Raw genomic sequence first — 25,725 nt, 5'->3', positions numbered from 1 at the left:
ACTGATCATCGGTGCCATGATGCGCAAGCTGGTGCACGTGGCATTCGGCGTGCTCAGGTCGGGAAAAATATTTGATTCGACCTTGCACGCCGCTTGACGGGGATAACAGTATCTACCGCTGCATCGACTCCCATACTTTTTGCAGCCGCTTCGCCGACACCGGCATCGGCGTCCTCAACTCCTGCGCAAACAGCGACACGCGCAGCTCTTCCAGCATCCAGCGGAAGTCGACGAGTTTCGGGTCCGTGTTCTTGCCAGCCTGGCGATCCTTGGCCTGGCGCAAGTACGGCGCGGCGGCCGATTGCCATTCGGCCATCAATTTCGTGTCGCGCGCAGGGTCGGCGCGCAGTTTTTCCAGGCGCACGTTGATCGCCTTCAAATAGCGGGGGAAATGCGCCAGCTGCGTGTATTCGTTCTCCGTCAGGAAGCGCTTGTGCACGAGGCCCTGCAGCTGCGACTGGATATCGGACGCCGCCGCTGCGGGAATGTTTTGCAGGCGCTTGGGCAAGCCGTGGAATTCCGTCAGCACTTGCGACAGCAAACGGGCGATTTCATTCACCAGCAGGACCAGGCGCGACTTGCCCTCTGCCTGGCGCTTGGCAAACGAGGCCGCGTCCAGCGGCAGCGGATCTTGCAGGCAGGCGATGTCGAGCGCCTTGTTGATGATTTGCTCGCGCAGTTCTTCCTGCGAACCGAGGGCCATGAATTGCATGCCCATCTGTTGCAGGCCAGGGATGCTTTTCTCGACGTATTTAATTTGCTCCTTCATTTGCAGCGCGAACAATCGGCGCAAACCCACCTTGTGCGTGCGGGCCGCAACGGTCGGATCGTCAAACACTTCCAGGTCGCAATGCGTGCCCTTGTCGACCAGGGCGGGGAAGCCGATCAGGGTCAGCTTGCCCTGCACGATTTCCAGCAATTCCGGCAATTCGCCAAAAGTCCAGGCCGTCAAGCCCATGTGCTGCGAGACGGTGGCATTCGCCGATGTCGGTGCTGCAGGGGCAGCGCCCTTGCCTGCTGCGACGGTGGTGCTCTGCGCCTGCAGCCGCGACGCCACTTGCGCACCCGCCACCTTGGCACCGGGCGTGCCCGTGCCGGAGACGCCCGACACTTCGGCCAGCTTCTGGAAACTCTGGCGCGCCTGGCCGCCGAATTCCGCCTGCAGGGTGGCCAGGTTGCGGCCCATGTCCAGCTGGCGGCCATGCTCATCGATCACCTTGAAATTCATGAAGTGATGGGCAGGCAGGGTTTCCGGCTTGAAGTCCGTCGTCAGCACATTGATGGTGATTTGCGTGCGGATGTCGGCAATGATGGCGTCTACAAGATCGCCGCGGCCAAACACGCCCGCCTCATGCACGCGTTCGCAGAACTTGGCCGCATAGTCGGGCAGCGGCACGCAGTGGCGGCGCAGCTTTTGCGGCAAGGATTTTAATAGCAGATGCACTTTTTCCTTCAGCATGCCCGGCACCAGCCATTCGCAGCGCTCGCGCGGCAACTGGTTCAAGGCATACAGCGGCACGCTCAAGGTCACGCCATCGCGCACGCTGCCCGGCTCGAAGTGGTAGGTGAGGCCCATTTCCAGGCCCGTCACCGACATGGTTTTCGGGAACAGGTCGGTGGTCACGCCGGCCGCCTCGTGACGCATCAACTCTTCGCGGTTCAGATACAGCAGCTTCGGATTCTCGCGCGTCGTCTCTTTATGCCACTTCTCGAAACCGGCGCCATTGCACACGTCGGCCGGCAGCAGCTTGTCGTAGAAGGCGGCGATCAATTCATCGTCCACCAGCACGTCCAGGCGGCGCGACTTGTGCTCGAGGTTTTCGATGTCCTTGATCAGCTTGTGGTTGTGCGCAAAAAACGGCGCGCGCGTGTCGAAGTCGCCGCCGACAAGCGCATCGCGGATGAAGATTTCGCGCGCTTCCGGCAAGTTGAAATTGCCATAGTTGATGCGGCGCTGGCTGTACACCACCAACCCATATAAAGTCGCCCGTTCCGAGGCCGTCACTTGCGCCGAACGTTTTTCCCAGCGCGGCTCGCCCCAGGATTTCTTCAGCAAATGCTCACCGACTTTTTCCAGCCACTCGGGCTGGATCTGCGCCACGCAGCGCGCATACAATCGCGTGGTGTCGACCAGTTCGGCCGCCATGATCCACTTGCCCGGCTTTTTCAGCAGCGAGGAACCGGGCCAGATATGGAACTTGATGCCGCGCGCGCCCAGATATCCGGCGCCCGGCTCGTCTTCGCCTTTGAAACCGATATTGCCCAGCAAGCCAGTCAGCAAGGCCATGTGCAGGTTGTCGTAGGTGGCCGGCGCTTCGTTCAGGCGCCAGCCTTGTTCCTTGACGATGGTCAACAACTGCGAATGCACGTCGCGCCATTCGCGCAAGCGCATCTGCGACAGGAAATTCGTGCGGCAATTGTCCTGCAACTGGCGGTTGGTTTTCTTGTGCTCGATGGCGGCTTCGAACCAGCGCCAGATTTTCAGGTAACTGAGGAATTCCGACTTTTCATCGGCAAACTTCTTGTGCGCCTCGTCGGCCGCCTGCTGGTGCTCCATCGGGCGGTCGCGCGGGTCTTGCACGGACAGGGCCGAAGCGACGATCAGCACTTCCGTCAGACAGGCGTTATCGAGCGCGGCCAGGATCATGCGGCCCACGCGCGGGTCCAGCGGCAGCTTGGCCAGCTTGTTGCCCAGCGGCGTGAGTTGATTGACTTCATCGACGGCGCCCAGTTCCTGCAGCAATTGGTAACCGTCTGCCACCGCGCGCGCCAGCGGCGGCTCGATGAAGGGGAAGGTTTCCACGTCTGTCAGGTGCAGGGATTTCATGCGCAGGATGACGGCCGCCAGCGAGGAGCGCAGGATTTCCGGCTCCGTGAATTTCGGCCGCAGCAGATAATCCTGCTCTTCGTAGAGGCGGATGCAGACGCCATCGGCCACGCGGCCGCAACGGCCGGCGCGCTGGTTGGCGGCCGACTGGGCGATCGGCTCGACCTGCAGCTGCTCGACCTTGTTGCGGTAACTGTAGCGTTTCACGCGCGCCAGGCCCGCGTCGACCACGTAGCGGATACCGGGCACGGTCAGCGAGGTTTCCGCCACGTTGGTGGCCAGCACGATGCGGCGCGCATTGCTGGTTTTAAAGACGCGCTCCTGCTCTTCGGCCGACAAACGGGCGAACAGGGGCAAAATCTCCACGTGCGGCGGGTGGTGCTTGCGCAGCGCTTCGGCGCAGTCGCGGATTTCGCGCTCGCCCGGCAAGAACACCAGCACGTCGCCCGAGCCGATGCGGCACAGTTCTTCCACGCCATCGACGACGGCATCCATCAAGTCGCGCTTTTCGCGCGCGGCGGCAGTCCTCTGTCCCGGTTTGTCGGCGCTGTTGCTACCCGCGCCCGAACCTGGCATGGCCACCTGCTCGCGCTCCACGGGGCGGTAGCGTACTTCCACCTGGTACAAGCGGCCCGACACTTCGATCACGGGCGCGGGCTTTTCCGGCGTACCGAAATGGCGCGAGAAGCGTTCCGCGTCGATGGTGGCCGAGGTGATGATGATTTTCAGGTCAGGCCGGCGCGGCAGCAGCTGTTTCAGATAGCCGAGCAGGAAATCGATGTTCAGGCTGCGTTCGTGCGCTTCATCGATGATGATGGTGTCGTAATTTTTCAACAACGGGTCGGTCTGCGTCTCGGCCAGCAAGATACCGTCCGTCATCAGCTTGACGGAGGCGCCACGGCTCAGGGTGTCTGTAAAGCGCACCTTGAAACCCACCGTTTCGCCCAGCGGCGTGCCCAGCTCCTGCGCGATACGCTTGGCCGTCGAGGAAGCGGCGATACGCCGCGGCTGCGTGTGGCCGATCATGCCCTTCTGGCCGCGTCCCAGTTCCAGGCAAATCTTCGGCAATTGGGTCGTCTTGCCGGAACCCGTTTCGCCCGAGACGATGATGACCTGGTTTTCCATCAGGGCCTTGGCGATTTCCGCGCGCCGGCCCGAGACGGGCAAGTCTTCCGGATACGTGATCGGTGGCAGCGGATTGCGGAAAGCCTTTTCCGCCTCGCGCGCGGCGCGGGCAGCGTCACGGCTTTCGCGGCTTTCCTGCCCCTCGCGCGGCGGGCGCGCGGCCTGGGGCTTGCCCTGTCCCGCGCGCTGCTGCTGTTGCTGTTTCTGCTGCTCCGCGCGCGGCGGCTGCTGCCTTTGCTGGCTCACGGGCGGGCGCTGGCGGCCCTGCGCAGGCGTGGCGGCAGGCGCGGAAACATCCCCGCTGGCGGGCACATTTGCAACGTTGGAAAGAGGGGAAGACTTATTGCTGGCTGAAGACATTGTTTTTTACAGGTATTTTAAGCGCGCACATCGCGCAGCGAATTATAATGCGCTTAATGGAAAACCCTACCCAATTCGTCCAATGGCTGCGCTCAGTCGCGCCCTACATCCACGCCTTTCGCGGCAAGACCTTCGTGGTCGCCTTCCCCGGTGAACTCGTCAGCGCCGGGGCGCTGCAGGTGCTGGCCCATGATTTGTCCCTGCTGCATGCGCTGGACATCAATGTCACCGTTGTCTACGGCTCACGGCCGCAGGTAGCGGAACAGCTGGCCTTGCGCAACGTCGAAGGCCGCTTCCACAATGGCGTGCGCATCACGGACATCGCCGCGCTGGAATGCGCGAAGGAAGCGGCCGGCGAGCTGCGCCTCGATATCGAAGCCGCGTTCAGCCAGGGCTTGCCGAATACGCCCATGTCGCATGCGGCCATCCGTATCATTTCAGGCAACTTCATCACGGCGCGCCCGCTGGGCGTGATCGATGGCGTGGACCTGGAACTGACAGGCATCACGCGCAAGGTCGATGCCGAAACCATCCATTCCATCCTCGGTTCGGACGGCCTGGTGCTGCTGTCGCCGCTGGGCTTCTCGCCGACCGGTGAAGCGTTCAATCTGACCATGGAAGACGTGGCCTGCAGCGCAGCCATCGCCTTGCACGCGGACAAGCTGATTTTCATCACGGAAACGCCGATGATGGAAGACGCCACGGGCGTGGAAATCCGCGAACTGTCGTCGCACCAGGCCGAAGCCGTGCTGATGGCGGGCTTCTTGCCGGACGCCACGGCGTTTTACCTGAAACATTGCGTCAAGGCATGCCACAACGGCGTCGAGCGCTCGCACATCGTGCCCTTCTCGATGGATGGTTCGGCCCTGCTGGAATTGTTTACCCATGATGGCGTGGGTACCATGATCAGCCATGAAAACCTGGAAAGCCTGCGCCAGGCCACCATCGAAGACGTGGGCGGCATCATCAAACTGATCGAACCGCTGGAAGCGGACGGTACTTTAGTGAAGCGGGGCCGCGAGCTGATCGAACGCGAAATCGATTATTTCTCCGTCATCGAGCATGATGGCGTGATCTTCGGCTGCGCCGCCCTGTACCCTTTCCCCGCGCAAAAGATGGCGGAAATGGCATGTTTGACGGTCAACCCGGAAGTGCAAGCCCAGGGCGACGGCGAGCGCATCCTGAAACACATGGAAAACCGCGCCCGTGCCGCCGGCCTGAACAAACTGTTCGTGCTGACCACGCGCACCTCGCACTGGTTCAAGAAACGCGGCTTCGTGCCGGCCACCGTCGACGATTTGCCGAAGGACCGCCAGCATATGTATAACTGGCAACGCAAATCGCAGGTGTTAATGAAAACCTTGTAAAAAAAGCCCGGCATGCCGGGCTTTTTCTTTACTTAAACATCATTACTTGATGTTCAGCGGGGCGAACGATTTCACCAGATCGTCGAGCGCCTTCAATTGCGCCAGGAATGGCTCCAACTGGTCCAGCGGCAAGGCGCTGGGGCCGTCGCAGCGGGCGTTGTCGGGATCAGGATGGGCTTCCAGGAACAGGCCGGCGATGCCGACGGCCAGGCCGGCGCGGGCCAGGTCCGCCACCTGCTGACGGCGGCCGCCCGAGGCGGCGCCACCGGGATCGCGTTGTTGCAGCGCATGCGTGACGTCGAAGATGATAGGCAAGTCGTCGCAGGTTTTCTTCATCACGCCAAAGCCCAGCATGTCGACCACCAGGTTGTCGTAGCCGAGGCAGGTGCCACGGTCGCACAGAATCAGTTGATCGTTGCCCGCTTCCTTGAATTTCTCGACGATATTGGCCATCTGGCCAGGGCTCAAAAATTGCGGCTTCTTGATGTTGATGACTTTACCGGTTTTCGCCAGGGCCACGACGAGGTCCGTCTGGCGCGCGAGGAAGGCGGGCAATTGCAGCACGTCGACCACTTCGGCCACCTGCTGCGCCTGCCATGGCTCATGCACGTCGGTAATCACGGGCACGCCGAACGCCGCCTTGACGTCCTGGAAAATGCGCATGCCTTCTTCCAGGCCCGGGCCACGATAGGAATGGATAGACGAGCGGTTAGCCTTGTCGAAGCTGGCCTTGAACACATAGGGAATGCCCAGTTTTTGCGTCACGCGCACATATTCTTCGCAGGCGCGCATGGCGAGATCGCGCGATTCGAGCACGTTAATGCCGCCGAACAGCACAAAGCTGCCGGTATTGCTGACGTCGATGCCATGGACTTTCACTGAGGTCATAGAGATTCCATCTTGGTTAATTGTTACTACTTGCTTGGAAGAGGCGCAGCCAGCGGCTGGCGCGATAAGGCATCTTACTAGCTGGGACGGCGCAGATCAAATTTGATCCAGCGCAAGGGCACGGCAAACGGCGTGTCGCCAGGCTGCGACGGCCCCGCGAGGGCTGGCGCAAAGTGCCTTATAATCACGCTTTATCTCTACACTGATTCAGGAGCACAGATGGCCCGCACGATCCACTGCATCAAACTCAACAAGGAAGCCGAAGGACTGGATTTCCCGCCGTACCCGGGCGAACTGGGCAAGAAGATTTACGAATCGGTGTCGAAAGAAGCGTGGGCCGCCTGGCTCAAGCATCAGACCATGCTGGTCAATGAAAACCGTCTGAACCTGGCCGACGCGCGCGCCCGTAAATACCTGGCCACGCAAATGGAAAAGCATTTCTTCGGCGATGGCGCCGATGCGGCAATGGGTTACGTTCCGCCAACGGAATAAGTTTTATCGCGTGCCCGTGACCACGTCACGGGCAGTTTCACCTTCGCTACACCTGCGTTTCACGCCCTCCTCCGCCGTTTCACGGCAATCCTTCCCCGTTTCATCGCAAGCGCCTCGCCGCCCCTGCCGCCGGCTGGCACAGTACGTCCATCGACAACATCACACCAAGGCGGACACCATGTTGCAGCAGATCTTCAGCCACACCCCGCTCTACGTCTGGGCCATCCTGGGCTTTCTCGTGTACAGGGGCGTGCTGGCCAGCCGCGCGCGCGCGGTGACCTTGCGCAAGCTGTGCATCATTCCCCTGGTCATGCTGGTCCTGTCCCTGAGCGGCGTGCATGGCAGTTTCGGCTTAGCCGGCGTGGCGCCGTTCGCCTGGGGCGCCGGCGCACTGGCCGGCGCGGCGCTGGCGTGGACGCTGGCCGATGTGCGCAAGATAGTCGCCATTCCCGAGCGGGCCAGCGTGCAGCGCCCTGGCAGCTGGGTGCCGCTGATCTTGATGATGAGCGTCTTCTGCATGAAATATGCGGTCGCCGTGACCCTGGCCATCGCCCCAGCCTATGACCAGGCGCCCGGCTTCATGGTGCCTGTCTGCCTCGCCTATGGCGGCTTCAGCGGCATCTTCCTCGGTGGCCTGCTGCGCACCGTGGCGGTGTACCGCCAGGCGCACATGACAAGCGGCCCGCAAGGGGCCGCTGTGTAAAACAGGTGCAAACGCCGGCGCACGCCGGCTATCGTCTTAGTACGCCAGGGTACGCACGCCTTCCGGCATGCCCAACAGGCAGACATTGGCGCCGCGCACGGCGAACAGGCCGACGGCGATGACGCCGACGATCTGGTTGATCTGCTGTTCCAGCGCTACCGGATCGGCAATCTGCAAGCCCAGTACGTCGATGATTTCGCCGCCGTTGTCGGTAATGAACGCTTCCGTGCTGCCGGCCTTCAGGCGCAAACGGGGCGTGCCGCCCAGCGCGGCCAGCTGGCGCGAGACGGCGGCGCGGGCCATCGGCACCACTTCCACCGGCAGCGGGAAGGCACCCAGGGTTTCCACCAGCTTGGAGCCGTCGGCGATGCAGACGAACTGCTTCGCTACGGAAGCAACGATCTTTTCACGCGTCAATGCCGCGCCGCCACCCTTGATCATGGCGCCGCTGGCCGTGATTTCATCGGCGCCGTCGATGTAGACGGCGATCGACTCGACGTCGTTCAAGTCGAAGACGGGAATGCCATGGCCAGCCAGGCGCGCGGCCGTCGCTTCTGACGACGCGACCGTGCCCTTGATGGTGTGCTTGATCTTGGCCAGTTCATCGATGAAAAAATTGGCGGTGGAACCGGTGCCGACACCGATGATTTCACCTTCAACCACATAGGCTATGGCGGCGCGGGCTACGGCTTGCTTCAATTCGTCTTGGGTCATGGCATTCAGGCTAAAGTGGGGAATGGCGGTATTTTAACGGATTGCCAGCCCGGCCAGCCGGCCACCATGGCCGACGCGACGACTCGATACAACAGGCAAGCGGGAAAACCTTGCCCTTGGGGCAATTACGCACCCAATTACCCTCTATGCCCTCTAAAATATGCGAAAATGAAATGATAGACCGATATGACGTTTCAGGAATAGCACATGACTCACAGTAAGCAGGTACTTGTTGTCGATGACAGCCGGGTTTCACGTTTGATGTCGCATCAATTCATTCTCAGCAAACATGCCGACTGGCAAGTAATTGAGGCGGCGACGGGTGAGGAAGCACTGGAAAAAGTCAAGACCGCCACCCCTGTGCTGATACTACTGGATGTCAACATGCCCGGCATGGGCGGCATCGCGGCGGCAGAACAATTGCGCGCGCTGTGCCCGCAGACGCACATCATTCTCGTCACGGCCAATGTGCAGAACGCCACCCGCCACCGCGCCAGCGAACTGGGTGTGGGCTTCATGGAAAAACCGATCACGGAAACGCGCATCCACCAGCTGATCGAATCACTGGGACTGTGAACATGCTCAATCTCTCCGAACTGGAAAACGATGCCCTGGTAGAGATATTCAACATCGGGGTGGGCCATGCGGCGGCGGCCATGAGCGAGATCGTGAATGAAGAAGTCACCATGTCGGTGCCGTCGATCACCTTCCTGAACCGTGCCGACGCGGCCTCCTTGCTGGGCAGCAAGAAGGATGGCGAACGCATCTGCGGCGTCAGCCAGCATTACGATGGCGCTTTCGCCACCGAAGCCATTCTGATGTTCCCGGAAGACAAGAGTCTGGAAATCGTGCGCCTGATGGTGGGCGACGCCATGCCATTGCAGGAACTGACGGAGATGGAACAGGAGGCGATGAGCGAGATCGGCAACATCATCCTCAATTCCTGCGTCGGGACCCTGGCCAACCTGTTCGACAGCGAACTGCATGGCTCGCTGCCCCTGTACCACGTGGGCACCAGCGCGGAAATCCTGTCCTCGTTCGGCGGCCAGGATGACGAGGCCGTCGTGCTGATGCTGCATATCGACTTCGTGCTGTCCAAGCATCAGATCCACGGTTATGTGGCATTCGTGCTCGACCTGTCCGCCTTGCACGACCTGAAACAGCAGGTCAGCCACTATCTGGCCAAGGTGCTGGGACAGGCGTGACGATCATGCCGGATGCCTTGCAACGACTCGCCCTGCTCGAGAGCATACTTGGCGCCGTGAACCTGGGCGCCATCGTACTCGATGAGCAGCGCCGCATCGTGCTGTGGAATCACTGGATGGCGCGCCACTCGGCCCGCCAGGCAGACGCCGTGCTGGGCCAGGATTTCTTCGCCGTCTTTCCGGAACTGCGGCACAAGCGCATAGCTTCGGCCATCACCCAGGCCCTGCGCGACAATTTTCAGTCGCTGCTGTCGCAAACCCTGCACAAGGCGCCGTTTGCGCTGTACACGCATGGCGCGGCCACGGCCGGCAACGACGGCGAGGAACGCATGCAGCAAGCCATCGCCGTTACGCCGATCAACCTGCCCGGCTCGCCGCGCCACTGCCTGATCCAGATCAATGATGTCACCATCGCCGTGGGCCGCGAAAAGCTGCTGCGTGAACAGACCATGGTCTTGCGCTCGCAAACCTTTTCCGACGGCTTGACGGGCATCGCCAACCGCCGCCACTTCGACGTGGCGATCGAGCGGGAAATGCGGCGCGCCATGCGCACCAGCAGCCCGCTGTCGCTGCTGATGATCGATATCGACCATTTCAAGGATTACAACGACCATTACGGCCACCAGCAGGGCGACGATTGCCTGATACGCGTGGCGGCCGAACTGGCCGCCATGCTGCAGCGCCCCACCGACCTGCTGGCCCGCTATGGCGGCGAAGAGTTTGCCGCCATCCTGCCCGATACGGACGCGGCGCAGGCGCTGCGCATGGCCGAGGCGATCCGCCAGCACGCGGCCGACCTGCGCATTGCGCATGCCAAGACGGGCAATGCCGTCAAGCACATCACGGTCAGCATCGGCATCGCCACGCGGCAGCCGCAGCAGCCGCTGACCATCTCCGCCCTGATCGGCGCCGCCGACCGCGCCCTGTACCTGGCCAAGGGCGCCGGGCGCAACCGCGTGATGGTGCAGCCGCTGTAAAAAAAAAGCAACGCAGGAAAAAGGATTCCAGTAGACATCTTTACGGCGTATGCGTAGACTCGTCACTGATTGCAGCAAAAACAACAAGAATTTATCTGCGGTATCGTCCCATACGTATGGCCCGCCCATGCGGGATACCGCCAGGAGTGCTTGTGAACCTCGATCCTCCCCTCAAGTCCGGTTTGCCGGGTGCCGGCATGGATACGACCATGGTAAACGGCATGCGTCTGCTGCTGTCGAGCGCCACCTTGCTGACCCTGTTCATCGACCACGAAAGCGCCGGCAAGCTGAGCAAGATCACCTGGCTGATCTTTTCCGCGTATACCCTGCACAGCCTGCTGCTATATGTGCTGGCCGTCCTGGGCCTTAGCTTGCCGGAAGACATACTGCTGTACTGGCTGGACGTGGCCTGGTATGCGCTGATCGTGTTTTCCACCAGCGGCCACAACAATTTATTCTTCCTGTTTTTCTTCTTTGCCATCCTGACCTCGTCGTTCCAGCGGGGCTTCGAGGAAGGCGCGCGCGTGACCCTGGCTTCGGCTGGCCTGTTCGCCGCCACCGCCCTGTTCGGCGAAACGGGGGCGGAACTGTCGCGCCTGCTGCTGCGCACCACCTTCCTGCTGGCGCTCGGCTACATGATCGCCTATTGGGGCGGCTCGGCCATCACCCAGCGCAGCCACCTGGCGCTGCTGCGCGATGTCAGCCAGCTGTCCAATCCCCGCTTCGGCGTCGACCAGACCATCACCTCGGTGCTGGAAAAAACCCGCAGTTACTTCAACGGCCGCAGTTGCCTGCTGATCATGCAGGACAAGGGCTCGCGGGTCTGGTCGCTGCGCAGCGTGATTCATACGGGCACGGGCGTCGTGCATACCAGTTCGCTTCTCAGCGACGACGCAGCCAGCCCCCTGCTCGCTTTCCCGCCCGATAAAATCGCCCTGTACAACCAACCCGCTGGCCGCTGGCTAGCGTGGACAGGCGGTGCGCGCATGCTTGAGCCCGACAGCGGGCGCTGGCTGCGGCATGACGACGCGGCAGGCGCCCGCCTGGCCGAACTGCTCGAAGCGCATGCCTTCATCAGCGCACCGCTGCCCTTGCGCAATGGCAAAGGCCGCATCTTTATCGTCTCCGCCACCAGCATGAGCAAGACGGATGCCCTGTTTCTCAGCCATATAGGCGCGCAGGCGTTTCCCGTCATTGAAAACATCGACCTGCTCGACCGCCTGGCGTCGCAGGCGGCCTCGCGCGAGCGCGAAAAGATCGCGCGCGACCTGCATGACACGGCCGTGCAGCCGTATATCGGCTTGCGCCATGGCCTGGCCGCCCTGCGCAACGAAGCCACGCCAGGCAACCCGCTGCTGCCCGAGCTGGAAAAACTGATCCTCATGTCGGGCCAGGTGATTACCGACCTGCGCAGCTACGCGCGCACGTTCAAGAACGGCCAGGTGCAAAGCGAACCGGAACTGCTGGTCGCGCTGCGCCGCCAGGCCAAGCAGATCCGCGAATTCTATGGCATCGACATCGCCCTGCATATCGAAGGCGACCTGCATATCAATGACCGCCTGGCGGCCGAGGTGTTCCAGATCGTCAACGAAGGCATGAGCAATATCCGCAAGCATACGTCGGCGCGCCATGGCGCCGTCAAGCTGACCTGCGCGCAGGGCGCGCTGCACATCAGCATCGACAACGAATGCGCCGCCGCGCACGTGCCCGACTTCCTGCCCGACTCGCTGGCCGAGCGCGCCGCCGCCCTCGGCGGCACCGCCCGTGTCACGCATGGCATGCTGGGCAACACCTCCGTACAGATCGAGATCCCCATATGAATGACAATCGCCACAAGCCTCCGCCCAGCCATGTCATCAGCGTCATGCTGGTGGACGATCACAAGACCATGCTGTGGGGACTGGAGCGGCTGATCGGCGGCGAGCACTCGGGCATGCGCGTGGTCGCCACGGCGTCCGACAGCGCCGAGGCGCTGGAGCAGGCGAAGGCGCTGCAACCGGATGTGATCGTGCTGGACCTGGACCTGGGCGGCATCAGCTCGCTGGCCATCCTGCCCGCGCTGACGCAGTGCGGCAGCACGCGCGTGCTGGTGCTGACAGCCAGCCACGACCAGGCGATTCTGGACCAGACGGTACTGAAAGGCGCGCGCGGCATCGTCAGCAAGGACGCCCCGGCGGAAATGGTGCTCAAGGCCATCGAAAAGGTGTACCACGGCGAGTTGTGGCTGGAACACGCGATGCTGGGACGCATGCTGACGCAACTGACCCAGCCCGGCGGCGGCTCGGCGCAAGCCATCGCCGTCACCAGCCTGACCCTCAAGGAAAGAAAGATCATCGCCGCGCTGGTGCACGGCAGCGGCACGCCGGCCAAGCTGCTGGCGGACCAGCTGTTCATCTCCGAACATACCTTGCGCAATCACCTGACGTCGATCTACCGCAAGCTGGGCGTATACAACCGCCTGGAACTGTACGCCTACGCCACCAAGCACCAGCTGGGCGAATTGCCGTCCGGCGCCTGACGCCGCCCCCCCTGCACGGCCACTGCAAGGCCACGCACTCCCTCCCCACCGCCCCTTTCGCCAGCCACCGGCACGGCCTGCGCCCCTGCGCCGCCGCGCGTCAGACTCAGCCATGACAATTGTCACGAAAAAAACAAGCAGTTCCTCCTGGCAATAAAAGGATGTTCTTCTGATGTAGATCAAGCTGCCAACTTCTATAGTGGTCTTACCGGAGTGCAAATCACCGCGCGGCCCACCACGACACGGAGCACAGCATGCGCTTTGACAAGTTTCTTCCGACGGCCCTGATCACCTATCTCCAGGGCAAGGAAAAGGCTGCGTTCTACCGCTATGCCCTGGTGGCGGCCCTCATGGCAGTGGTGTGCATCATCGGACTGCTGGCACTGGGCGAAAGCCCATGAAACCGCCAGATCGAAGCACCAGGAAGCCAAGCTGCAATACCGTTTTACCCACCGCTGTTTCTTAACCACCACCAGGAGTTGTCATGAACCTCATCAAAAACTTTATCCGCGAAGAAGATGGCGTCACCGCAATCGAATACGGCCTGATCGCTGCCTTGATTGCCGTGGTGATCATCGCCGCCGTGACCATCGTCGGCACGCAGCTGAAAAAGACTTTCAGCAGCATCGGCACCAAGCTGACCACTGCCAATGCCTGACGCGGTGCTGTCCGGGCCAGCCCAGCGCCAGCCCGGACTAGGCTTCCTCCCATTTCCGGCACGCCCACCTTGACGACGCATAGCGAGGCCCATCGTGAAATCTCTCTTCACCCGTGTATCCGACGAGTCGGCTGTCACAGCGATCGAATATGCGCTGCTGGCGGGCCTGATAGCGGCAGTGCTGGTGATCACGATCACCCTGCTCGGCGACCAGGTCAAGCTGCTGTTTGTCTATGTCAAGGACCAAGTGGTCCTGGCCCTGTCATGAATACCCTGCGCGCCTCGCTGCGCACCCACCGTGCCCTGCTGCTGATCGTGCTGCTGTACGCAGCCGGAGCCATGCTGCTGGCCGGCAGCCTGCCCAGCCCATCGGACGTTCTCAACGTGCTGGCCGGCTTCTTCATGGCCATCCTCACGGGTCCCGTCTTCATCCTGTGCGGCTACACCATCCATGTCATGGTGATGAAACGCCCGCACCGCCTGTGCCACTATCTGTACCATGATCTGCGCCGCTACCTGAGCAACGAGCGCCTGCTGCACGCGCTGCCGGCCATGCTGCTGATCCCCGTCTTCGCCTCCAGCTTCACCGTATTCAAGGCCGCCATCCCGCGCCTGCATCCGTACACCTGGGATGCCAGCCTGTCCGCCTGGGACATTGCGCTGCATGGCGGCAAGGCCCCATGGGAATGGTTGCAGCCGCTGCTGGGCCACCCGCTCGTCACGGGCTTGCTCAACTTCAACTACCACTTCTGGTTCTTCCTGTTCTACGCCGTGCTGTACTGGCTCATCCTCGATACGCGCCGCCCGCTGCTGCGCATGCAGTTCCTGCTCAGCTTTGTGCTGACCTGGATCGCCCTCGGCAGCATCCTGGCCGTGCTGTTTGCCTCGGTCGGCCCCTGCTACTACGGCCACCTGCACGCCAGCGACCCGTATGCGCCGCTGATGGCCTACCTGCACGACGCCAACCAGCATGTCCCCGTCTGGGCCCTGCAGGTACAGGACATGCTGTGGCAAGGTTATGAAAACAAGGGCGCAAACGGCGAACTGGGCATCTCCGCCATGCCCAGCATGCATGTGGCCACGGCCGTGCTGATGGCGATCATGGGCTGGAAAATCAGCCGCGCCGCCGGACTCGCGCTGTCCGCCTTCGCCTTGCTGATCCTGCTCGGCTCCATCCACCTGGGCTGGCACTATGCGCTCGACGGCTATGTGGGCGCGGCTGGCGCGGCGCTGGTGTGGCAGTTGGTGGGACGGATGCTGGGCCGCCAGGCCGCAGCACCCGCCATGCACGTGGCTACGGTGCCCTGCATGAGCAAGGAAGGACTGACATCATGAACGCCCACCTGCCCATGCTGCTGTGCCTGGCCGTACTGGCCACCCTGCTCGCTGCCGCCCTGTGGCACGACCTGCGCACGCGCCGCATCCCCAACCAGCTGGTGCTGTGGGGCACGCTGGCCGGGCTGATCCTGAACAGCTTCGTGCCATCCGGCGCCGGCCTGTTCGACGCTGCCTTCGGCGGCCTGGGACTGCTGCAGGCGCTGGCCGGCGCCGCTGCCGGACTGGCCCTGCTGCTGCCCATGTACCTGCTGCGTGCCCTGGGCGCCGGCGACGTCAAGCTGATGGCCATGTGCGGCGCCTTCCTCGGTCCCGACGCCGTGCTGGAAGCAGCCCTGCTGACCTTCCTGTGCGGCGGCGTGCTGGCCCTGGCCGCCGCGCTGGCAGGCCGCCGCCTGCGCCTGGTGCTGCGCAACACCTATCACATGATGCTGGGGGCGCTGCTGCACAGCCTTGCCGGCGGCGCCGCCACGATCGCCGAACCGCCGCCCGCCACCGGCAAGCTGGCCTACGCCTTCGCCATCGCCAGCGGCACCGCGCTGCAGGTGTTCCTGCAATACCACCATCTATGGAGCCTGCGCTGAAACGCGCCGCCTGCCCGCCACTACAGGACCTGACCATGCACACCCTCGCCACCCTCTGCCACTCGCGCCGCGCCAGCCTGCTCACCAGCATCGCCATGGCCGGCCTGTGGACCTTCTTCGCCAGTGCCCACGTGGTGGGATTCCTGCGCAGCGGCGACTGGAGCTATCTGCTGTTCTGCGCCGCCGAAACCCTGGCCGCCCTGTTCTTTATCGTGCGCACGGCCCCCGTCAGCGTTTCCACCGATGCGGGCGACTGGCTGCTGGCCATCGGCGCCACCTTCGCGCCCTTCCTCCTGTCCCCCGCCGACATGGCCATCTGGCCCGGCGCGCGCTACCTGCTGGCCCTCGGCAGCCTGCTGCAGATCGCCGGCCTGCTATCGCTGAACCGCAGCTTCGGCCTGGTGGCGGCGCAGCGTGAGATCAAGACGGGCGGCGTCTACCGCGTCATCCGCCATCCCCTGTATGCCAGCTACCTGATTTCCCTGAGCGGCTACCTGCTGGCCAACACCTCGCCCGCCAACACCATCATCTATGTTGCGACCATGAGCATGATGGTGATGCGCCTGCTGCGCGAAGAGCGTTTCCTGTCCACCGACGTGCGCTATCGCGTCTACATGCGCCAGGTGAAGTACCGCCTGCTGCCCTTCATCTTCTGATATCCGGCTACCCGAACGAGGAGTACCTATCATGCCTGACACCTATCCAGAACGCAGCGATGGCGGCGGCATCGAGCCGGCGGCCAAGCGCACGCCACGCACGGTCGAGGAAACGGGATTGCCCTTCCTGTTTCTGGTCGAACTGCTGGTGAAGATACTTTTCCTGCGCGGTCAGATCGGCCTGCCCGCCCTGTCGACGCATGTGAAACTGGGCGCCGGCGTGCTCGAACCGCTGCTGACCTTCATGCGCGCCGAAAAACTGTGCGAAGCGCGCCGCAACGGCGGCAGCGGCACCGACGCCGACCTGTATTACCTGCTGGGCGACCAGGGCCGCCTGCGCGCCGCCGAGTACATGCGCCGCAATGCCTACAGCGGCCCCGCCCCCGTCACACTGGCCGACTACAGCAACCAGGTGCTGGCGCAAAGCGTGGCGCACATGCAGGTCACGCGCGACGACGTGCAGCGCGAGTTCCGCGATGTGGTGGCCAGTTCGGCCGTGCTGGACCAGCTGGGTGCGGCCATGAATTCCGGGCGCGCCCTGTTCTTCCACGGTCCCGCCGGCAGCGGCAAGAGCTACCTGGCCGAGCGCCTGAACGGCCTGCTCAGCGGCGCCATCGCCCTGCCCCATGCCGTGATGGTCGACGGAGAAGTGCTGCCTTTCCTCGACCCCATGCTGCACACCCTGTCGCCCGGCGGTTCCGTGCCGCCCGACCCCCGCTGGGTGCGCGCACAGCGCCCCGCCGTACTGACGGGCGGCGAACTGACGCTCGACATGCTTGACCTGCAATTCGACCAGGGCACCCGCCTGTACCAGGCGCCGCTGCACCTGAAGGCCAACAACGGCATCTTCATCATCGACGACCTGGGCCGCCAGCGCTGCTCGCCCGTGGAACTGATGAACCGCTGGATCGTGCCGATGGCGCGGCATATCGATTACCTGTCGCTGCACACGGGCTACAAGTTCCCCGTGCCCTTCGACGTCATCGTCGTGTTCTCCTCGAACCTGGCGCCGCAGCACCTGGCCGACGACTCCTTCCTGCGCCGCATCGGCTACAAAATCCACGTGGGCCCCCTGAGCGCCTACCACTACCTGGCCGTGTTCCGCAGCACCTGCGCCCAGCTGGGCATCAATTTCGACGAAGCCTCCTACGCCTACCTGCTGCACCTGCACAAGCAGTACCAGCGGCCCTTGCTGGCCTGCTATCCGCGCGACATCCTCGCGCAGGTGTGCGACCAGGCGCGCTATGAAGACCACGCGGCGCAGCTGTCTCCGGAAGTGCTGCTGTGGGCATGGGAAAACTATTTCGGCAGCGATGACGACCTTGCAAGCACACATAACGGACCGGTAGCGGTCCAGCACAAAGGGGAAGCAAAATGAGAAACGCACGCGCTCTGACGATGATGGCCATTGCGGTCATCCTGGCGTTCGCCGCGGTCATCGTGGCCGCGCGCTGGATCAATGCCCAAGCCTCGGGCAACATCAACAAGGTGGCCGTGGCGCAGGTCGACATCAGCCTGGGGGCGCGCCTCACGCCCGACATGGTGCGCATGGTGGACTGGCCATCGAACGCGCTGCCGCCGGGCGCCATCAACGATCCGAAACTGCTGGAAACGCGCGTCACGCGCACCAGCATCCAGCATGGCGAACCAATCATGGAAGGCAAGCTGGCACCTCCCGGCACGCAGGGCGGCCTGTCGGCCGTCGTCGCCGAAGGCAAGCGCGCCATGACCGTGCGCGTCAACGATGTGGTGGGCGTGGCCGGCTTCGCCCTACCCGGCAACTTCGTCGACATCCTCGTCAACACGCAGGGCGAAGGGGCGCGCAAGACGCCGGATCGCGATCCGAATATCTCCAAGATCGTGCTCGAACGCATACTCGTGCTGGCCATCGCCCAGGAATCGAGCCGCGACGACACCAAGCCCAAGGTGGTCAACGCGGTGACGCTGGAGCTGACGCCGGAGCAGGCGGAAAAACTCGACCTGGCGCGCAGCGTGGGCACCCTGTCGCTGGTGCTGCGCAACCAGATCGAAGACAAGCCCGTCAACACGGAGGGCGCCACCAAGTCCAGTTTGCTCGATGAAAAAGTCGCCATTGCAGCCCCCGCCGCCATGGTGCAAGCCAAACCGCTCCCCCGCCGCCGTCCCGCCGCCGCAGCCGCGCCACAGGCCGGTCCACGGGTCGATGTCATCAAGGGGCTGGAACGCAGCTCCCAACAATTCTAACCAGCACCAGAGGAGTCACGCCATGAGCACATATTGCACAGCAAGCGAAAGCCGGGTACTCGGCCTGGCGCTTGCCCTCGCCATGATCGGCGCCCTGGCGCCCCAGGCACGCAGCGAACCCGTCGCCGCTGCCGCCACCGCCGTCGCCGCCGACACCGGCACGGCCAGGAGCAGCCGGGCCGCCGCCCGACCCAAGGCTACGCCGCCGCAAAGCGAATCGCGCGCCGGCCGCACCGAAATGGCGCCGCAAATGAGCCTGGCCGAAGGCAAGTCGACCCTGATGCGCCTGCCGTTCGCCGCCAGCCGCATGTCCGTCGGCGATCCGCGCATCGCCGACGTCATCCTGCTCAACCCCAACGAGGTGTACCTGCTGGGACGCTCCGTCGGCACTACCAACCTGATCCTGTGGAACAAGAGCAACGACGCCACCATCATCGACCTGGCCGTCGGCATCGACAGCAGCAGCCTGCAGGCACGCATGGCCGAGCTGCTGCCGAATGAAAAGATCCACGTCACGGTGGCCGGCGACACGCTGATCCTGTCGGGCATGGTCAGCGATGTCGTCAAGGCAGACCAGGCCCTGTCGCTGGCCAACGCCTATGTGCAGCGCAGCGCCCGCAGCGGCAACGCCACCGCCGGCGCCGCGCCAGCAGCAGGCGCCGCCGCTCCCGCCCCGGCCGCTGCGCCGGATGCGGGCATGCCGCGCGTGATCAACCTGCTGTCGATCGCCGCGCCGCAGCAGGTGATGCTGGAAGTGAAGGTGGCCGAAGTGTCGAAGGTGCTGGTCGACCAGCTGGGCGCCAGTCTGGGCATCAACAAGACCATCGGCAGCTGGTCGTACTCGCTGCTGTCCAGCCTGCTCAGCAACAATCCCAGCGGCTTGAGCGGCGCCAGCAAGAACAACTTCTTCAACCTCGACGCGCAAAAGCGCGATGGCCTGATCAAGGTGCTGGCCGAACCGAACATCATGGCCATCAGCGGCCAGGAGGCAAGCTTCCTGGCCGGGGGAAAAATCTTCATCCCCGTCAGCCAGACCAACAATAACGGCGTGCCCACCATCACGCTGGAAGAGAAAGAGTTCGGCGTAGCCGTGAAATTCACGCCCACCGTGCTCGAAGGGGGACGCATCAACCTGAAGGTGGCGCCGGAAGTGTCGGACCTGAACAAGGACGGCATCGGCATCACCGCCACCGGCATCTCGGCCACGGCCATCCTGCCTTCGTTTACGACGCGGCGCGCCACCACCACGGTGCAGCTGTTCGATGGCCAGAGCTTCGCCATCGGCGGTTTGATCAAGAACAACGTGACCAGCAATATCAAGGCCCTGCCAGGCCTGGGCGAAGTGCCCGTGCTGGGTGCCCTGTTCCGCAGCACGGACTTCCAGACGGACCGTTCGGAACTGGTCTTCATCATCACGCCGCACCTGGTCAAGCCGCTGCCGCCCGACTACAAGCTGCCCACCGACGGCTACATCCAGCCGACGCGCGGCGACATGTTCATGCAGGGAAAAATGGAAGGCAGCGCGCCTGCGCCCGCCCCCGCAGCGCCAGCAGCGCCCATGCAACCGCAAGCGGCCGCGCCCCAGCCTGGCGCCGGCTTCGACCTCAAATAGGAGAACACCATGAAAACCGCACATCGCCTGCCTTGCGCCGCCCTGCTGTCGTTGCTGTCGCTGCTGGCCGGCTGCGCCGCCACCACCACGCCCGTGCTCGATTCGCACTTTGGCGAATCGGTGGCCCTGCTCAAGGCCCAGCAAATCATGTATCCGGACGCCTACCGCAATGCCAACCCGGTCAGCGGCATCGACGGCAAGGCCGGCGTCAGCGCCTACCAGCGCTACCAGAAATCGTTTGCGGCGCCGGAACCGCAACCGAACGTCTTCACCATCGGCGTGGGCGGGCGCCAGTAGGCGCCAGTCCCCCGATGCACTTCCCCCAGGCCACCAGGAGACAGCCATGAAAACCGCATTCCGCAGGCACGACAGGCAGCAGGGCGCGATCGCCATCGTGCTCGGGCTGACCCTGGTGGTGCTGTTTGCCATGGGCGGCCTGGTGCTGGATCTGGGCCACCTGTACATCGCCAAGACCGAACTGCAGAACGGCGCCGACAGTGCCGCCCTGGCAGGCGCCAAGGAGCTCAATGAAAAAGCCGCCGGCATCGACAGTGCGCTGGTTCAGGCCAAGGCCGTGGCGCAGAAGAACCGCTACGATTTTTCCACCACCCTGACCATCACGGACGCCAACATCAGCTTTGGCCCGGGCCCGGACGGCCCCTGGTCATCCGGCGCCAGCGCCCGCACCAGCCCCCAGGGGCAGACCTTCATCCGCGTCGACACGGGCAGCAAGACCTTCGCCACCTACCTGATGGGCATCGCCGGCATCGCCAGCACCAGCACCTCGGGCGTGGCCGTGGCGGGCCGCTTCGTCAACGACGTCACGCCGATCGGCGTGTGCGCCGTCGATCCAGCCAACAAGACGGCGCAATACACGTATCCCGCCGCGCCGGCCGGCACGGGCCTGACGGAACTGGTGGAATTCGGCTTTCGCCGCGGCGTCACCTACAACCTGTTCGGCCTCAATCCGCTGGGCGGCCCGTCCGATCCCTACCTGATCAATCCCGTCGACGCACCGCCCGGCGCCTGCAGCGCCTCGCATTCGAGCGCCGCCTCCACCGCGCCCTTCATGTGCACGGGCAGCAGCGCCGTCATCAGCAGCGGCTCGGGACAGGTCTACACGAACACGGGTCTGTCGGCCTCGCTGGCCGCCTCGCTCAATTCGCGTTTCGATGACTACGGCGGACCATCCGTGTGCGACCCCGCCACGGCGCCGCCCGACACCAACATCAAGGAATATCCCTGCGTGGGCAGTTCTCCCTGCGCCGCCACTGCCGCCAACTCGCCACCCACCGGCTGGATGCAGCCGGGCGCCAGCACCTTGCCCAGCCAGCAGTCGGTCAACATACTGAACAGTACCAAGAAGCCGGACTACCGCCTGCCGCCAACCTTCAGCACGCCCGTAACGGCGGCCCAGGCGCAGTTCGCCGGCTACGGCGTGCTGTGGTCCTACGGACCAGCCTACCAAAGCAATGGCGCCACCCCGGCCAAGGCCGGCACGGCCTATAGCGTCGCGGACGCCAACGCCAACCCCATGTACAGCACGGCCAAGGCGAATTACTTCGACACGGCCAACTACCCCGTCAGCCCCGGCGCAGGTTTTCCTGCCACTACGCCGCCCTCGCCGTACAACCAGACCAGCGGCCCCACGTTCCAGGGACCCTCGGCGGCCCATCCGGGCCAGCGCAACCGGCGCATCCTCAACGTGGTGCTGGTCGACTGCCGCACGGCACCGGTGGGGCCGGCTTCGTGCGGCACCATGAACGCGGTGGGCATCGGCAAATTCTTCATGACGAGAAAGGCCGATTTCAGCGGCGGCACCAAGCGCCTCGACGTCGAGTTCGCGGGCCTGATCGAGCCCGTACCGAATTCCGAAATCAAACTCTACAAGTGAGGCGGCCATGCGCATCCACCCTTCCCCCCTCAGGCAGCGCGGCGGTGCCGCCGTCGAATTCGGCATCGTGCTGGCCCTGCTGATCACCCTGCTGGCCGGTATCTTCGGCTTCGGCCGCGCCTTCTGGTACTACGACGCGCTGAGCAAGGCGACGCGTGACGCGGCGCGCAACATGTCCGTCAAGGCCAAGGCCGGCATCGCCTCGCAGGGCGTGCCTGCCGCCAAACAAACGGTAGTCGATGCGGCCCTCAGCGCCGGCATCAGCGACTTCACCACGGCTAACGTGACGGTCGCCTGCCTGGACACGGCTTTCAACGACAGCAGCTGCAGCGATGGCACGGCGCCGGGCGGCATCCGCGTCGAAGTCGTCAACTACACGCTGTCGGTGGGCCAGTACCTGCCCTTCGTGATCGGCGCGGCCAGCAGCTATGCCACACCGCTCTCGCCGCGCACCACCATGCGCTACATGCTGTAAGGAGAACGTCATGCGCCACCGCCTATCATCGTCTTCCCCTGCTAGCCGCCGGCGCGGCGCCGCCGCCGTCGAATTCGCCCTGGTGGCGCTGCTGTTTTTCACCCTGCTGTTCGGCATCCTCGAATTTGGCCGCATGCTGTACCTGTACAACACGGTGCAGGAAGTGAGCCGCCGCGCCGCGCGCGAAGCGGTGGTGCGCTGGATCGACCAGACGGACGCCGTCAAGACCCTGGCCCTGTTCGGCGGCACGGCCCTGCCGGCCGCCCCGGAACTGACGGCCGCCAACATCACCATCCGCTACCTGAACAAGAGCGGCGCCGAAGTGACCTTGCCGCCGCTCGACCCTGGCGACAACCTGTCGGCCTGCGGCGACATCACGCGCACGGCCAGCTGCATCGACAGCGTGCGCGTGTCGATCGACAACGTCAGCTATACGCCGATGGTCAGCCTGTTCGGTTTTCTCAATATCGCCGTGCCAGCCTCGGTCGTGGTCATGCACGCCGAAAGCCTGGGCTTCCAGATCAATTGAACGCCTTTACCGGGAGTAGCAAGTGAATATCGTCATCGTCTCGAAGAATGAAGCCCAGCTCAAGCGGCTCACCCGCTTGCTGCGCGAACGCAGCGCGGCCGACCGCGTCGCCCTGCTGGCGAGCATACCGGATGTCTTTGACAACGGCGTCACACCGGACTTGCTGCTGCTGGAGCAGGAGCAGACGGGCGAGGCGGAGCTGGAACGCCTGGAGCTGCTGGGCGGGCGCCATCCGAACCTGGCCATCATCGTGCAATGTCCGCAGCAAAGTCCGCAATTCCTGCTGCGCGCAATGCGCGCCGGCGTGCGCGAAGTGCTGCTGCCGGACGAAGACGGGGACCTGTGCGCCGCCTTGCGCCGCATCGAGGAAAAACTGCAAAAACAGGTCACGCGCAAGGGCCAGGTGCTGGCCTTCGTCTCGTGCAAGGGCGGCAGCGGCGCCACCTTCATCGCCGCCAACCTCGGCTACGCGCTGGCCGCCGGCGAACAGCGCAAGGTGGCGCTGTTCGACCTGAACCTGCAGTTCGGCGACGCCGCCCTGTTCGTCTCGGACCACAAGCCGGCCACCACCCTGTCGCAGCTGTCGCAGCAGATCGTGCGCCTCGACGCCTCGCTGCTGATCGCCAGCATGATCCAGATCACGCCCGCCTACAGCGTGCTGGCCGCCGCCGACGATCCCGCCCATGCGGCCGACGTCGAGGCCGACCATATCGACCGTTTGCTGACCCTGGCGCGCAGCCAGTACGACTACATCCTGCTCGACGTGGGACGCGGCCTCGATCCCGTCAGCGTGCGCGCGCTGGACCGGGCCGACCTGATCTTCCCCGTGCTGCAGGCAACCTTGCCGTACGTGCGCGACGGCAAGCGCCTGCTCGACGTATTCCGCGGCCTCGGCTACCGCGAAGACAAGATCCGCCTGATCCTGAACCGCTATGCCAGCAGCGACAGCATCCGCGTGGCCGACCTCGAAGCGGCGTATGGCAAGCACGTCTACAAATCCATCCCCAACCACTACGAGGCGGTGGCGGCCTCCGTCAGCCAGGGCGTCCCCATCCTCAAGCTGGCGCCGCACAATCCCGTCTCGCGCGCCCTGCAGGAACTGGCCGCCAGCCTGGCCGGCGAAACCCCGCCCGCAGCGCAAGGCTGGGTTTCCCGGCTGCTGGCGCGCGCCTGAGACTCCAACCAGATACCCCCATTCACCGGAGACCGACCATGACTGCCGAAAGACTCACCCTGCGGGACCGCCTGGGCTATGCCCAGGATGACGCCAGCCTGAATGACGATGCCGCGCACCAGGGCGCAGCTAGCCAGAGCTACCAGCAACTCAAGCACCGCACCCACCAGGCGCTGCTCGACCGCGTCGACCTGGAGGGCATGCAGCGCCTGTCGCGCGAACAGATACGCGAAGAGCTGAAAATCCTCGTCAGCGACGTGCTCACGGAAGACAATGTCGTGATCAACGAGCTGGAACGGCGCTCGCTGATCCGCGACATCCAGGACGAGGTACTCGGCTTCGGCCCGCTCGAACCGCTGCTGGCCGATCCCGGCGTGTCCGATATCCTCGTCAATACCTACCGCCAGGTGTATGTCGAGCGCCATGGCCGCCTGGAGCTGAGCGACATCTGCTTCACCGACGACGCCCACCTGATGAAGATCATCGACAAGATCGTCTCGCGCGTGGGCCGGCGCATCGACGAATCGAGTCCCATGGTCGATGCGCGCCTGCCCGACGGTTCGCGCGTCAACGCCATCATCCCGCCGCTGGCCATCGACGGCCCCGTGATGTCGATCCGGCGCTTCTCGGCCCAGCCGCTGCGCCTGGCCGACCTGATGCTCAAGCACAGCCTGACGCAAGAAATGAGCACCACCCTGCAGGCGCTGGGCAAGGCCAAGGTCAACATCCTGATTTCGGGCGGCACGGGCAGCGGCAAGACCACCATGCTCAATGCGATTTCCGGCTTCATCAGCACGGCCGAACGCATCGTCACCATCGAGGACGCGGCCGAACTGCAGATGCAGCAGCCGCACGTGGTGCGCCTGGAAACGCGCCCGCCCAATATCGAGGGCAAGGGGGAGGTGACGCAAAGGGCGCTGGTGCGCAACGCGCTGCGCATGCGCCCCGACCGCATCATCCTGGGCGAAGTGCGCGGCGCCGAGGCGCTCGACATGCTGGGCGCGATGAACACGGGCCACGAAGGCTCGATGGCCACCATTCACGCGAACACCCCGCGCGACGCCCTGACGCGGCTGGAAAACATGATCAGCATGGCCTCGGCGGGCCTGCCCGTGAAAGCCATGCGCCAGCAGATCAGTTCTGCCGTCAGCGTGGTGGTGCAGGTGGCGCGCCTGACGGATGGCAAGCGCAAGATCATTTCGATCCAGGAAATCACGGGCATGGAAGGCGAGATGATCACCATGCAGGAAATCTTCACCTTCCGCCAGACGGGCATCGCCGAGGATGGCACGGTGCAGGGGCATTTCCATGCCAGCGGCGTGCGGCCGCATTTCCTGGAACGCCTGCGCGCTTTCGGCATCAGCCTGCCGGAAACCCTGTTCGATCCCGCCCGCCAGTACCATTAAGGG

The 25,725-nt window shown here is 63.9% G+C and carries 26 protein-coding genes; 23 read left to right on the top strand and 3 right to left on the bottom strand.

The window, feature by feature from the left end; all coding sequences use genetic code 11:
• Positions 1-112 precede the first annotated feature (112 nt).
• Positions 113-4,312: an ATP-dependent RNA helicase HrpA gene (gene hrpA, locus ACQ4WS_RS17700; RefSeq protein ID WP_436478336.1), complete on the bottom strand. Its 4,200-nt coding sequence runs from the start codon at positions 4,310-4,312 to the stop codon at positions 113-115.
• A gap of 56 nt (positions 4,313-4,368) precedes the next feature.
• Here hrpA and argA point away from each other — a divergent pair, with 56 nt between their 5' ends.
• Positions 4,369-5,679 carry an amino-acid N-acetyltransferase gene (argA, locus tag ACQ4WS_RS17695; protein ID WP_436478335.1) on the top strand — a complete coding sequence of 437 codons (1,311 nt, stop codon included), beginning with the start codon at positions 4,369-4,371 and terminating at the stop codon, positions 5,677-5,679.
• A 42-nt stretch (positions 5,680-5,721) separates the two neighbouring features.
• On the opposite strand, the gene kdsA is transcribed toward argA, so the two are convergent.
• The gene (gene kdsA / locus ACQ4WS_RS17690) at positions 5,722-6,567 is read right to left on the bottom strand and encodes a 3-deoxy-8-phosphooctulonate synthase (protein ID WP_071075913.1); all 846 of its coding nucleotides are present in this window, start codon (positions 6,565-6,567) and stop codon (positions 5,722-5,724) included.
• A gap of 219 nt (positions 6,568-6,786) precedes the next feature.
• Here kdsA and ACQ4WS_RS17685 point away from each other — a divergent pair, with 219 nt between their 5' ends.
• Positions 6,787-7,059 (top strand): oxidative damage protection protein, encoded by a 273-nt coding sequence (locus tag ACQ4WS_RS17685; RefSeq protein ID WP_034750797.1) that lies wholly within the window; start codon positions 6,787-6,789, stop codon positions 7,057-7,059.
• A complete protein-coding gene (locus ACQ4WS_RS17680; protein ID WP_436478332.1) occupies positions 7,016-7,762 on the top strand; it encodes a DUF6622 family protein in 747 nt (248 codons plus the stop codon). The genes ACQ4WS_RS17685 and ACQ4WS_RS17680 overlap by 44 nt, the downstream gene beginning before the upstream one ends.
• Before the next feature lie 36 nt (positions 7,763-7,798).
• On the opposite strand, the gene rpiA is transcribed toward ACQ4WS_RS17680, so the two are convergent.
• The gene (gene rpiA, locus ACQ4WS_RS17675) at positions 7,799-8,476 is read right to left on the bottom strand and encodes a ribose-5-phosphate isomerase RpiA (RefSeq protein WP_436478330.1); all 678 of its coding nucleotides are present in this window, start codon (positions 8,474-8,476) and stop codon (positions 7,799-7,801) included.
• A gap of 207 nt (positions 8,477-8,683) precedes the next feature.
• On the opposite strand from rpiA, the gene ACQ4WS_RS17670 reads away from it, so the two are divergent.
• The 20 genes from ACQ4WS_RS17670 (at position 8,684) to ACQ4WS_RS17575 (ending at position 25,722) form a co-directional block, all read left to right on the top strand.
• Positions 8,684-9,052 (top strand): response regulator, encoded by a 369-nt coding sequence (locus ACQ4WS_RS17670; RefSeq protein WP_436478329.1) that lies wholly within the window; start codon positions 8,684-8,686, stop codon positions 9,050-9,052.
• Between the two features lie 2 nt (positions 9,053-9,054).
• The gene (locus ACQ4WS_RS17665; protein ID WP_436478327.1) at positions 9,055-9,681 is read left to right on the top strand and encodes a chemotaxis protein CheC; all 627 of its coding nucleotides are present in this window, start codon (positions 9,055-9,057) and stop codon (positions 9,679-9,681) included.
• 5 nt (positions 9,682-9,686) lie between these two features.
• The gene (locus ACQ4WS_RS17660; RefSeq protein ID WP_436478347.1) at positions 9,687-10,658 is read left to right on the top strand and encodes a GGDEF domain-containing protein; all 972 of its coding nucleotides are present in this window, start codon (positions 9,687-9,689) and stop codon (positions 10,656-10,658) included.
• Positions 10,659-10,810: 152 nt separating this feature from the next.
• On the top strand, positions 10,811-12,478 hold the full coding sequence (locus ACQ4WS_RS17655) for a sensor histidine kinase (RefSeq protein WP_436478325.1): 1,668 nt from the start codon (positions 10,811-10,813) through the stop codon (positions 12,476-12,478).
• Positions 12,475-13,176, top strand: coding sequence for a response regulator (locus tag ACQ4WS_RS17650; protein WP_436478323.1), 702 nt, complete (start codon positions 12,475-12,477; stop codon positions 13,174-13,176). The genes ACQ4WS_RS17655 and ACQ4WS_RS17650 overlap by 4 nt, the downstream gene beginning before the upstream one ends.
• Positions 13,177-13,430: 254 nt before the next feature.
• Entirely contained in the window at positions 13,431-13,577 is a 147-nt protein-coding gene (locus ACQ4WS_RS17645; RefSeq protein WP_158300249.1) for a hypothetical protein, read from the top strand.
• 83 nt (positions 13,578-13,660) lie between these two features.
• Positions 13,661-13,834 (top strand): Flp family type IVb pilin, encoded by a 174-nt coding sequence (locus ACQ4WS_RS17640; protein WP_436478321.1) that lies wholly within the window; start codon positions 13,661-13,663, stop codon positions 13,832-13,834.
• Between the two features lie 94 nt (positions 13,835-13,928).
• Positions 13,929-14,102: a Flp family type IVb pilin gene (locus ACQ4WS_RS17635; RefSeq protein ID WP_436478319.1), complete on the top strand. Its 174-nt coding sequence runs from the start codon at positions 13,929-13,931 to the stop codon at positions 14,100-14,102.
• Positions 14,099-15,169 (top strand): phosphatase PAP2 family protein, encoded by a 1,071-nt coding sequence (locus ACQ4WS_RS17630; protein ID WP_436478317.1) that lies wholly within the window; start codon positions 14,099-14,101, stop codon positions 15,167-15,169. Before ACQ4WS_RS17635 ends, ACQ4WS_RS17630 begins: the two co-directional genes overlap by 4 nt.
• Positions 15,166-15,753, top strand: coding sequence for a prepilin peptidase (locus ACQ4WS_RS17625; RefSeq protein ID WP_436478315.1), 588 nt, complete (start codon positions 15,166-15,168; stop codon positions 15,751-15,753). Before ACQ4WS_RS17630 ends, ACQ4WS_RS17625 begins: the two co-directional genes overlap by 4 nt.
• A 35-nt stretch (positions 15,754-15,788) precedes the next feature.
• Complete coding sequence (locus ACQ4WS_RS17620; protein ID WP_436478313.1) at positions 15,789-16,409, top strand: methyltransferase family protein; 621 nt, start codon at positions 15,789-15,791, stop codon at positions 16,407-16,409.
• A 31-nt stretch (positions 16,410-16,440) separates the two neighbouring features.
• Positions 16,441-17,787 carry a DUF8689 domain-containing protein gene (locus ACQ4WS_RS17615; protein WP_436478311.1) on the top strand — a complete coding sequence of 449 codons (1,347 nt, stop codon included), beginning with the start codon at positions 16,441-16,443 and terminating at the stop codon, positions 17,785-17,787.
• The gene (gene cpaB, locus ACQ4WS_RS17610; RefSeq protein ID WP_436478309.1) at positions 17,784-18,632 is read left to right on the top strand and encodes a Flp pilus assembly protein CpaB; all 849 of its coding nucleotides are present in this window, start codon (positions 17,784-17,786) and stop codon (positions 18,630-18,632) included. The genes ACQ4WS_RS17615 and cpaB overlap by 4 nt, the downstream gene beginning before the upstream one ends.
• A gap of 22 nt (positions 18,633-18,654) precedes the next feature.
• Positions 18,655-20,244, top strand: coding sequence for a type II and III secretion system protein family protein (locus ACQ4WS_RS17605; RefSeq protein WP_436478307.1), 1,590 nt, complete (start codon positions 18,655-18,657; stop codon positions 20,242-20,244).
• A gap of 9 nt (positions 20,245-20,253) precedes the next feature.
• On the top strand, positions 20,254-20,541 hold the full coding sequence (locus tag ACQ4WS_RS17600; RefSeq protein ID WP_230519169.1) for a hypothetical protein: 288 nt from the start codon (positions 20,254-20,256) through the stop codon (positions 20,539-20,541).
• Positions 20,542-20,587: 46 nt separating this feature from the next.
• Entirely contained in the window at positions 20,588-22,138 is a 1,551-nt protein-coding gene (locus tag ACQ4WS_RS17595; protein WP_436478305.1) for a pilus assembly protein TadG-related protein, read from the top strand.
• A 7-nt stretch (positions 22,139-22,145) separates the two neighbouring features.
• The gene (locus ACQ4WS_RS17590) at positions 22,146-22,613 is read left to right on the top strand and encodes a TadE/TadG family type IV pilus assembly protein (protein ID WP_436478303.1); all 468 of its coding nucleotides are present in this window, start codon (positions 22,146-22,148) and stop codon (positions 22,611-22,613) included.
• Between the two features lie 10 nt (positions 22,614-22,623).
• Complete coding sequence (locus ACQ4WS_RS17585; protein ID WP_436478302.1) at positions 22,624-23,142, top strand: TadE/TadG family type IV pilus assembly protein; 519 nt, start codon at positions 22,624-22,626, stop codon at positions 23,140-23,142.
• 22 nt (positions 23,143-23,164) lie between these two features.
• Positions 23,165-24,316 (top strand): CpaE/TadZ family protein, encoded by a 1,152-nt coding sequence (locus tag ACQ4WS_RS17580; RefSeq protein ID WP_436478300.1) that lies wholly within the window; start codon positions 23,165-23,167, stop codon positions 24,314-24,316.
• Positions 24,317-24,354: 38 nt separating this feature from the next.
• Positions 24,355-25,722: a TadA family conjugal transfer-associated ATPase gene (locus tag ACQ4WS_RS17575; RefSeq protein ID WP_436478298.1), complete on the top strand. Its 1,368-nt coding sequence runs from the start codon at positions 24,355-24,357 to the stop codon at positions 25,720-25,722.
• Positions 25,723-25,725 lie beyond the last annotated feature (3 nt).

The sequence above is a fragment of the Janthinobacterium leeuwenhoeki genome, assembly GCF_051380795.1.
GTDB lineage: Bacteria > Pseudomonadota > Gammaproteobacteria > Burkholderiales > Burkholderiaceae_D > Janthinobacterium.
The sequence above is the reverse complement of the archived record's forward strand: the minus strand, read 5'-3'. Positions and strand labels throughout refer to the sequence as shown.

Coding starts and splice junctions, on each gene's coding strand:
- hrpA (WP_436478336.1), bottom strand. CDS start 4,312: ATGTCTTCAGCCAGCAATAAGTCTTCCCCTCTTTCCAACGTTGCAAAT.
- argA (WP_436478335.1), top strand. CDS start 4,369: ATGGAAAACCCTACCCAATTCGTCCAATGGCTGCGCTCAGTCGCGCCC.
- kdsA (WP_071075913.1), bottom strand. CDS start 6,567: ATGACCTCAGTGAAAGTCCATGGCATCGACGTCAGCAATACCGGCAGC.
- ACQ4WS_RS17685 (WP_034750797.1), top strand. CDS start 6,787: ATGGCCCGCACGATCCACTGCATCAAACTCAACAAGGAAGCCGAAGGA.
- ACQ4WS_RS17680 (WP_436478332.1), top strand. CDS start 7,016: ATGGCGCCGATGCGGCAATGGGTTACGTTCCGCCAACGGAATAAGTTT.
- rpiA (WP_436478330.1), bottom strand. CDS start 8,476: ATGACCCAAGACGAATTGAAGCAAGCCGTAGCCCGCGCCGCCATAGCC.
- ACQ4WS_RS17670 (WP_436478329.1), top strand. CDS start 8,684: ATGACTCACAGTAAGCAGGTACTTGTTGTCGATGACAGCCGGGTTTCA.
- ACQ4WS_RS17665 (WP_436478327.1), top strand. CDS start 9,055: ATGCTCAATCTCTCCGAACTGGAAAACGATGCCCTGGTAGAGATATTC.
- ACQ4WS_RS17660 (WP_436478347.1), top strand. CDS start 9,687: ATGCCGGATGCCTTGCAACGACTCGCCCTGCTCGAGAGCATACTTGGC.
- ACQ4WS_RS17650 (WP_436478323.1), top strand. CDS start 12,475: ATGAATGACAATCGCCACAAGCCTCCGCCCAGCCATGTCATCAGCGTC.
- ACQ4WS_RS17645 (WP_158300249.1), top strand. CDS start 13,431: ATGCGCTTTGACAAGTTTCTTCCGACGGCCCTGATCACCTATCTCCAG.
- ACQ4WS_RS17640 (WP_436478321.1), top strand. CDS start 13,661: ATGAACCTCATCAAAAACTTTATCCGCGAAGAAGATGGCGTCACCGCA.
- ACQ4WS_RS17630 (WP_436478317.1), top strand. CDS start 14,099: ATGAATACCCTGCGCGCCTCGCTGCGCACCCACCGTGCCCTGCTGCTG.
- ACQ4WS_RS17625 (WP_436478315.1), top strand. CDS start 15,166: ATGAACGCCCACCTGCCCATGCTGCTGTGCCTGGCCGTACTGGCCACC.
- ACQ4WS_RS17620 (WP_436478313.1), top strand. CDS start 15,789: ATGCACACCCTCGCCACCCTCTGCCACTCGCGCCGCGCCAGCCTGCTC.
- ACQ4WS_RS17615 (WP_436478311.1), top strand. CDS start 16,441: ATGCCTGACACCTATCCAGAACGCAGCGATGGCGGCGGCATCGAGCCG.
- cpaB (WP_436478309.1), top strand. CDS start 17,784: ATGAGAAACGCACGCGCTCTGACGATGATGGCCATTGCGGTCATCCTG.
- ACQ4WS_RS17605 (WP_436478307.1), top strand. CDS start 18,655: ATGAGCACATATTGCACAGCAAGCGAAAGCCGGGTACTCGGCCTGGCG.
- ACQ4WS_RS17600 (WP_230519169.1), top strand. CDS start 20,254: ATGAAAACCGCACATCGCCTGCCTTGCGCCGCCCTGCTGTCGTTGCTG.
- ACQ4WS_RS17595 (WP_436478305.1), top strand. CDS start 20,588: ATGAAAACCGCATTCCGCAGGCACGACAGGCAGCAGGGCGCGATCGCC.
- ACQ4WS_RS17590 (WP_436478303.1), top strand. CDS start 22,146: ATGCGCATCCACCCTTCCCCCCTCAGGCAGCGCGGCGGTGCCGCCGTC.
- ACQ4WS_RS17585 (WP_436478302.1), top strand. CDS start 22,624: ATGCGCCACCGCCTATCATCGTCTTCCCCTGCTAGCCGCCGGCGCGGC.
- ACQ4WS_RS17575 (WP_436478298.1), top strand. CDS start 24,355: ATGACTGCCGAAAGACTCACCCTGCGGGACCGCCTGGGCTATGCCCAG.